Genomic DNA, 5,738 nt, shown 5'->3' on the forward strand with positions numbered 1-5,738 from the left:
GTGGGCGGGCGGCGGCTGGACTTAAAAGGGGATGCGTCCTAAAAGACTAGGACACGTGGCGTTCAGCAACGCCGTTGTAGGCACTGAGCGGACGGATCAGGGCATTGGAAGCGCGTTGCTCCATGATGTGGGCCGTCCACCCGGTGATGCGGGCGGCAATGAACAGCGGTGTGAACATGTCCGTGTCGAAACCCATGAGGTGGTAGGTGGGGCCGGTCGGGTAGTCGAGGTTCGGCTTGATAGCCTTCGCCTCTTCCATGGCCTCCTCCAGCCCGTCATACAGGCCCATCATTTCCGGCCGGTCGTAGTGGGCAACCATTTTCTCGAGGGCTGCCTTCATGGTGGGTACCCGGGAATCGCCGTTCTTGTAGACCCTGTGGCCGAAGCCCATGACCTTCTTTTTGGCGGCCAGGGCGCCCTCCATCCATTCCTTGGCCCGTGCTGCAGCCTCCTCGCGTGACTCGTCCTTGCGGATGCCAATCTCGTCAAAGGTGTGCATGACGGCTTCATTGGCGCCGCCGTGCAGCGGGCCCTTGAGGGCGCCGATGGCACCCGTCACAGCCGAGTGCAGATCGGCGAGTGTGGAGGTGATGACTCGGGCCGTGAACGTTGAGGCGTTGAAGGAGTGTTCGGCGTACAGCACCATGGAGACGCGGAAGGCATCCACCACTTCAGGTGCAGCCTCCTCGCCGAACGTCATCCACAGGAAGTTGGCGGAGTAATCCAAATCATCGCGCGGTTCAACGACGCCCAAGCCGCGGCGGCGGCGCTGGTCGTAGGCCACGATAGCGGGGAACTCGGAAAAGAGCGACTTGGCTTTTTCCAGTTCCGCCTCGGGGGAGGAGTTCTCAGCCAGCGCATTGTTGGCACCCGCGACTGAAACTGCCGTACGGGCAACGTCCATGGGGTGGCAGTCGACGGGCAGCAGATCGATGGCGGCCTTGACGCGGGAGTCGAGGGAGCGGTTGGCTCGGTCGAACGCCTCAAAGGAGGTCAGTGCTTCCTCGGTGGGCAGTTCTCCCGTCCACAGCAGCAGTGCCACTTCCTCGAAGGACTTGTTGGCCGCCAGCTCCTGCACGGGGTAACCGCGGTACAGGAGTGAATTGGACTCGGGGTTGACCTTGGAAATGGCCGTATAGTCTGCGACCACCCCGGCCAGACCCTTGCGTACTTCTTCTTCACTCACGGTGTGCACTCCTTTGTAGACCTAGAGGTTGGCGTTGTTATTGTCGATGTCCAAGCTGGGGACCTGGAAATTGAAGATGCCTGTATCAAATTGGTTATACGCCTCATAGTCAACCAGATCGTAGAGGCGCGCACGTGTCAGCATGTCCGGCACAGCCGCTTTCTGCGTGCCGTTGGCACTGATCGCCTCCAGCACCCGTTCGGCGGCACCCATGGCGCTGCGCAGCAAAGTGACGGGGTAAATGACCATGGCGACCCCTGCTGCTGCGAGCTCATCGCGGGTGAAAAGTTCGCTTTTTCCAAACTCCGTCATATTCGCCAGTACCGGGACATCGATAGCCTTGCACACTGCCTCAAACTCGGCCACGTTCTTCATGGCTTCGGGGAAGATGGCGTCTGCGCCGGCGTCGACCAGGGCCTTGGCCCGCATAATGGCGGCATCCAGCCCCTCCACAGCGCGAATATCGGTGCGGGCCATGATGAGGAAGTTCGGATCGCGCCGGGCGTCGGCGGCAGCGGCGATGCGCTTGACTGCCGTGTCCAGGTCCACCATGTTCTTGCCGTCCAGGTGGCCGCAGCGCTTCGGGTTGAACTGGTCCTCGATGTGGCACCCCGCCAGCCCGGCGTTCTCCAGTTCCTGGATGGTGCGAGCCACGTTCATGGGCTCACCAAAACCGGTGTCAGCGTCAATGAGGCACGGCAAATCCGTCATCCGTGCGATCTGTGCGCCTCGTGCAGCCACCTCGATCATCGTGGTCATGCCAATGTCCGGCAACCCGAGTTCGTTGGCGATGACGGCACCTGAGATGTAGACGCCGTCGAACTTCTTTTCCTCAATGAGCCGCGCCGAGAGCGGGTTGAAGGCGCCCGGGAACTGCACGGCAGCCCCGGGAACCAGCATCCCGCGCAGGTCCAGGCGCTTCTGCTCCGGTGTTTTCTTGGAGTACAGCATCTTAGAACAGACCCTTGGGCGCAGCCGCCAGATCGACGACGCCGGGCGCCGCCTGGATGTTCAACTGGTCCAGTTCCCCGGCGGCCAGGTTGGGCAGGTTTTCCGCTGCCGCGATGAAGCGGTTGATCTCGGCTTCCTCCACGAGGCCAGCAGCCAGGGTGCGGAACTTGTTGATGTACTGGGCGCGGGCAAACGGCCGGGCGCCGAGCGGGTGTGCGTCGGCGACGGCGATTGACTCCTCGATGACACTGCCGTCCTTGAGCGTGATGACCACGGTACCGCCAAACGCCTTCTCGGCAATGTCCAGGGAGTGGTAGCGGCGCGTCCATTCGGCGTCCTCCTCCGTGGTGACCTTGTGCCACAGCTCCACGGTGTCAGGACGGCCGGCGCGCTCGGGGGAGTAGGAGTCCACGTGGTGCCATGAACCGTCCTGCAATGCCACCGTGAAGATGTACGGGATGGAGTGGTCAAGGGTCTCACGCGAGGCGGTGGGATCGTACTTCTGCGGGTCGTTGGCTCCGGAGCCGATCACGTAATGGGTGTGGTGGCTGGTTTTGATCAGCACGCCCTCTACGTTCGCGGGGTCTGTGGCCTCCGGGTGCTCCTTGTGCAGCTTGCGGGCCAAATCGATCCACGCCTGGGCCTGGTATTCGGCCGAGTGTTCCTTCGTGTACGTGTCAAGGATGGCGCGCTTCGCTTCGCCGTCGGCCGGCAGTGGCACGGTGTAGTTGGCGTCGGGGCCGTCAAGCATCCAGGCGATGACGCCGTCTTCGCCTTCGTAGATCGGCACGGGGGATGTCTGTCCGCGCATGGCACGGTCGGCTGCCTCCACGGCCATCTTGCCGGCGAACGCGGGGGCGTGCGCCTTCCAGGTGGAAATTTCGCCCTTGCGTGACTGGCGGGTGGCAGTGGTGGTGTGCAGGCCCTGGCCGACGGCCTGGAAAATGGTCTCCACTTCCAAGCCCAGCAGGGTCCCGATGCCGGCAGCAGCGGACGGGCCGAGGTGGGCCACGTGGTCAATCTTGTGCTCGTGCAGGCAGATGGACTTCACCAGGTCAACCTGGATTTCATAGCCGGTGGCAAGTCCGCGCAACAGGTCCGCTCCCGTTGCCCCGGTGTGCTGGGCAACGGCGAGGATCGGCGGGATGTTGTCAGCCGGGTGGGAGTACTCCGCAGACAGAAAAGTGTCGTGGTAATCCAGCTCGCGAACGGCCACGCCGTTGGCCCAGGCAGCCCATTCGGGGGATACCAACTCCTTGATGCCAAAGACGTTTGCTCCGGAGCCGCCGGTGGACGGGGCGTGGGTGAGAGCCTGAGCGCGGGCCGCCACAATGGGTCCGCGGTTCAGGGAAGCGACCGCCACCGAGGCGTTGTCAATAACGCGGTTGATGATCATGGCGGCCACGTCGTCGTCGACGGCAACGGGGTCGGCGGCAACCTTGGCGATCTTGTACGCGAGCTGGTCCTCGCGGGCCAGGTTTTCCTCGCTCTTGTAAACGCGGACTGTGTGGTTGATGGTCATGGTGTTCCTTTCACGGGGAAACATGGTGGTGGGCAAGTTCTTGGGCAGCCGTGCCGAGAAGGTGGCGCAGGCTGTTGTCCAGGTGGACGGTGGTGGCGGCACTGGCTACGGCGGCGTTGCCGTTGGCGATGGCCAGGGCAATGGCAGCATGTTCACGTGCGGCGTCGCGCAGCCTGGTCGGGTTGTCCTTGCCCAGCCGGCGGACCCGGACAAGGTGCACTCGCAGGTTCTTCAGTGCCAAGTTCAGGTAATGATTTCCGACGGCGGCATCCACCGCCGTGTCCAGTTCACCCACGAGACGGTAGTAGTCGTAGCGGGTGGGGTCTTCGCTGGTGAGGAGTTCTCCGGCGTTGACCAGTTGTTCGTACAGCGCGCGGAAGACTGCGGGGTCCCCTCGCTGTGCGGCAAGTTCGGCGGCCCGGCACTCAAGGGCGGAGCGCAGCTCAAAAAGTTCGTCCAGATGGTCAAGGGAAATTTCGCTGACCACCACCCCCCGTCCGCTTTGCGGTTTCGCCAGGCCTTCGGCGCTGAGCTTAGCCAGGGCCTCACGAATCGGGGTGCGTGAGACACCCAAGCGCTCTGAGAGCTCCACCTCGCCGAGCACGGTGCCGGGGGTCAGTCGCCATTCGATGATGTCGCTGCGCAAGGCGGCATAGGCGCGTTCGCTGGCTCGCATCGATCCTCCCGCCTGCTGTGGCGCACCGCTGGGGTGCACGGAATGTAACGTCCCATCAGTGTATACAAAGATTGTGCATTTTGGACAATAATTCGCTCAATATTCATCAATCCACAATTTATGTATACAAAGGGCCTTGTCGAGTGACGCGATTCATGGATAGTATGACACTCATCACATCACCGTGGATGGAGAACCGGAATGCCCCTGCATGACACCAGTTTCAGCGAGGAATACCAGCGCAGCATCAGTAAGCCTGAAGAATTTTGGCTTGAGGCTGCCGGTGCCGTCGACTGGTCCAAGAAGCCAACGCGCGCCTACAGCGACGAGGATGCCCCGTTGGGCCGGTGGTTCCCAGATGGGGAAGTGAACACTTGCCACAACGCCCTGGACCGGCATGTTGCCGCCGGACGCGGGGACCAACTGGCACTGATCCACGATTCGGCCATGAGCGGGAAAGTCACCACCTACACGTACAGTGAGCTCACGGCCGAGGTGGCAAAGTTTGCCGGCGTGCTGCGCAATCTGGGCGTGGGCAGGGGCGACCGCGTGGTCATCTACCTGCCCATGATTCCCGAAGCCGCCATCGCCATGCTCGCCACCGCCCGCCTGGGTGCCATCCACTCGGTGGTGTTTGGCGGTTTTGCCGCCAGTGAGTTGTCAATTCGGATCCGGGACGCCGCGCCCAAGGCAGTGGTCACCACGTCCGGCGGGCTTGAACCCAACAAGCACATCAACTATCTGCCCACTATCTACGAGGCGCTTGCCAAGGCCGGCGTCCCGGAACTGCCCGTCATCATCAAGCGACGGGAGGGCTTTGCCGAGAGCGCCGTCGAACATGAGCTCAAGTCGCTCGACTGGGATGCCGCCATGGCTGACGCGAAGCCGGCCGACCCCGTCATGGTGAAGTCCACGGACCCCCTATACGTGCTCTACACCTCCGGCACCACGGGCCTGCCCAAGGGGGTGGTGCGCGACAACGGGGGGCACGCCGTCGCACTGTTGTGGACCATGGACAAGCTGTACAACATCCATGCCGGAGACGTGTGGTGGACGGCGTCGGACGTGGGCTGGGTGGTGGGACACTCCTATATTGTGTACGGGCCGCTGCTGGCCGGCGCCACGACACTGATGTATGAGGGCAAGCCCGTGGGCACGCCTGATGCCGGCGCTTTTTGGCGTGTCATTGCCCAGCATGGGGTCAAGGCGCTGTTCACCGCACCGACGGCCCTGCGCGCCATTCGCAAGATGGATCCGGAGGCGGCGCTGTTGAAGGAGCACGACGTCGGCACCCTGCAAACGCTGTTCACTGCCGGTGAGCGACTGGATACCGACACGTTCCACTGGGCCTCGAAGGTGCTGGGTGTGCCGGTGGTGGACCACTGGTGGCAGACCGAGACCGG

At 62.9% G+C, this 5,738-nt stretch carries 5 protein-coding genes; 1 reads left to right on the forward strand and 4 read right to left on the reverse strand.

All coding sequences use genetic code 11. From position 1 onward, the window contains the following. Positions 1–46: 46 nt before the first annotated feature. The 4 genes from Q4P21_RS08755 to Q4P21_RS08770 are packed head-to-tail and all read right to left on the reverse strand — an operon-like array spanning position 47 to position 4,335. Positions 47–1,186 (reverse strand): bifunctional 2-methylcitrate synthase/citrate synthase, encoded by a 1,140-nt coding sequence (locus tag Q4P21_RS08755; protein WP_303388402.1) that lies wholly within the window; start codon positions 1,184–1,186, stop codon positions 47–49. Between the two features lie 21 nt (positions 1,187–1,207). Further along, positions 1,208–2,137, reverse strand: coding sequence for a methylisocitrate lyase (gene prpB / locus Q4P21_RS08760; protein WP_303388403.1), 930 nt, complete (start codon positions 2,135–2,137; stop codon positions 1,208–1,210). Between the two features lies 1 nt (position 2,138). Continuing rightward, positions 2,139–3,659: an MmgE/PrpD family protein gene (locus Q4P21_RS08765; protein WP_303388404.1), complete on the reverse strand. Its 1,521-nt coding sequence runs from the start codon at positions 3,657–3,659 to the stop codon at positions 2,139–2,141. 10 nt (positions 3,660–3,669) lie between these two features. Then, the gene (locus tag Q4P21_RS08770) at positions 3,670–4,335 is read right to left on the reverse strand and encodes a GntR family transcriptional regulator (RefSeq protein WP_303388405.1); all 666 of its coding nucleotides are present in this window, start codon (positions 4,333–4,335) and stop codon (positions 3,670–3,672) included. 201 nt (positions 4,336–4,536) lie between these two features. Between Q4P21_RS08770 and Q4P21_RS08775 the strand changes: the two genes are divergently transcribed. Then, positions 4,537–5,738: AMP-binding protein (locus tag Q4P21_RS08775; RefSeq protein WP_303388406.1), on the forward strand; the 1,202-nt coding region annotated here is incomplete at its 3' end.

It is taken from the genome of Arthrobacter sp. (assembly GCF_030540645.1).
GTDB lineage: Bacteria > Actinomycetota > Actinomycetes > Actinomycetales > Micrococcaceae > Specibacter.

Bases quoted from the DNA above. Each gene is read 5' to 3' on its own strand.
- prpB (WP_303388403.1), bottom strand. From the start codon at position 2,137: ATGCTGTACTCCAAGAAAACACCGGAGCAGAAGCGCCTGGACCTGCGC.
- Q4P21_RS08765 (WP_303388404.1), bottom strand. From the start codon at position 3,659: ATGACCATCAACCACACAGTCCGCGTTTACAAGAGCGAGGAAAACCTG.
- Q4P21_RS08770 (WP_303388405.1), bottom strand. From the start codon at position 4,335: ATGCGAGCCAGCGAACGCGCCTATGCCGCCTTGCGCAGCGACATCATC.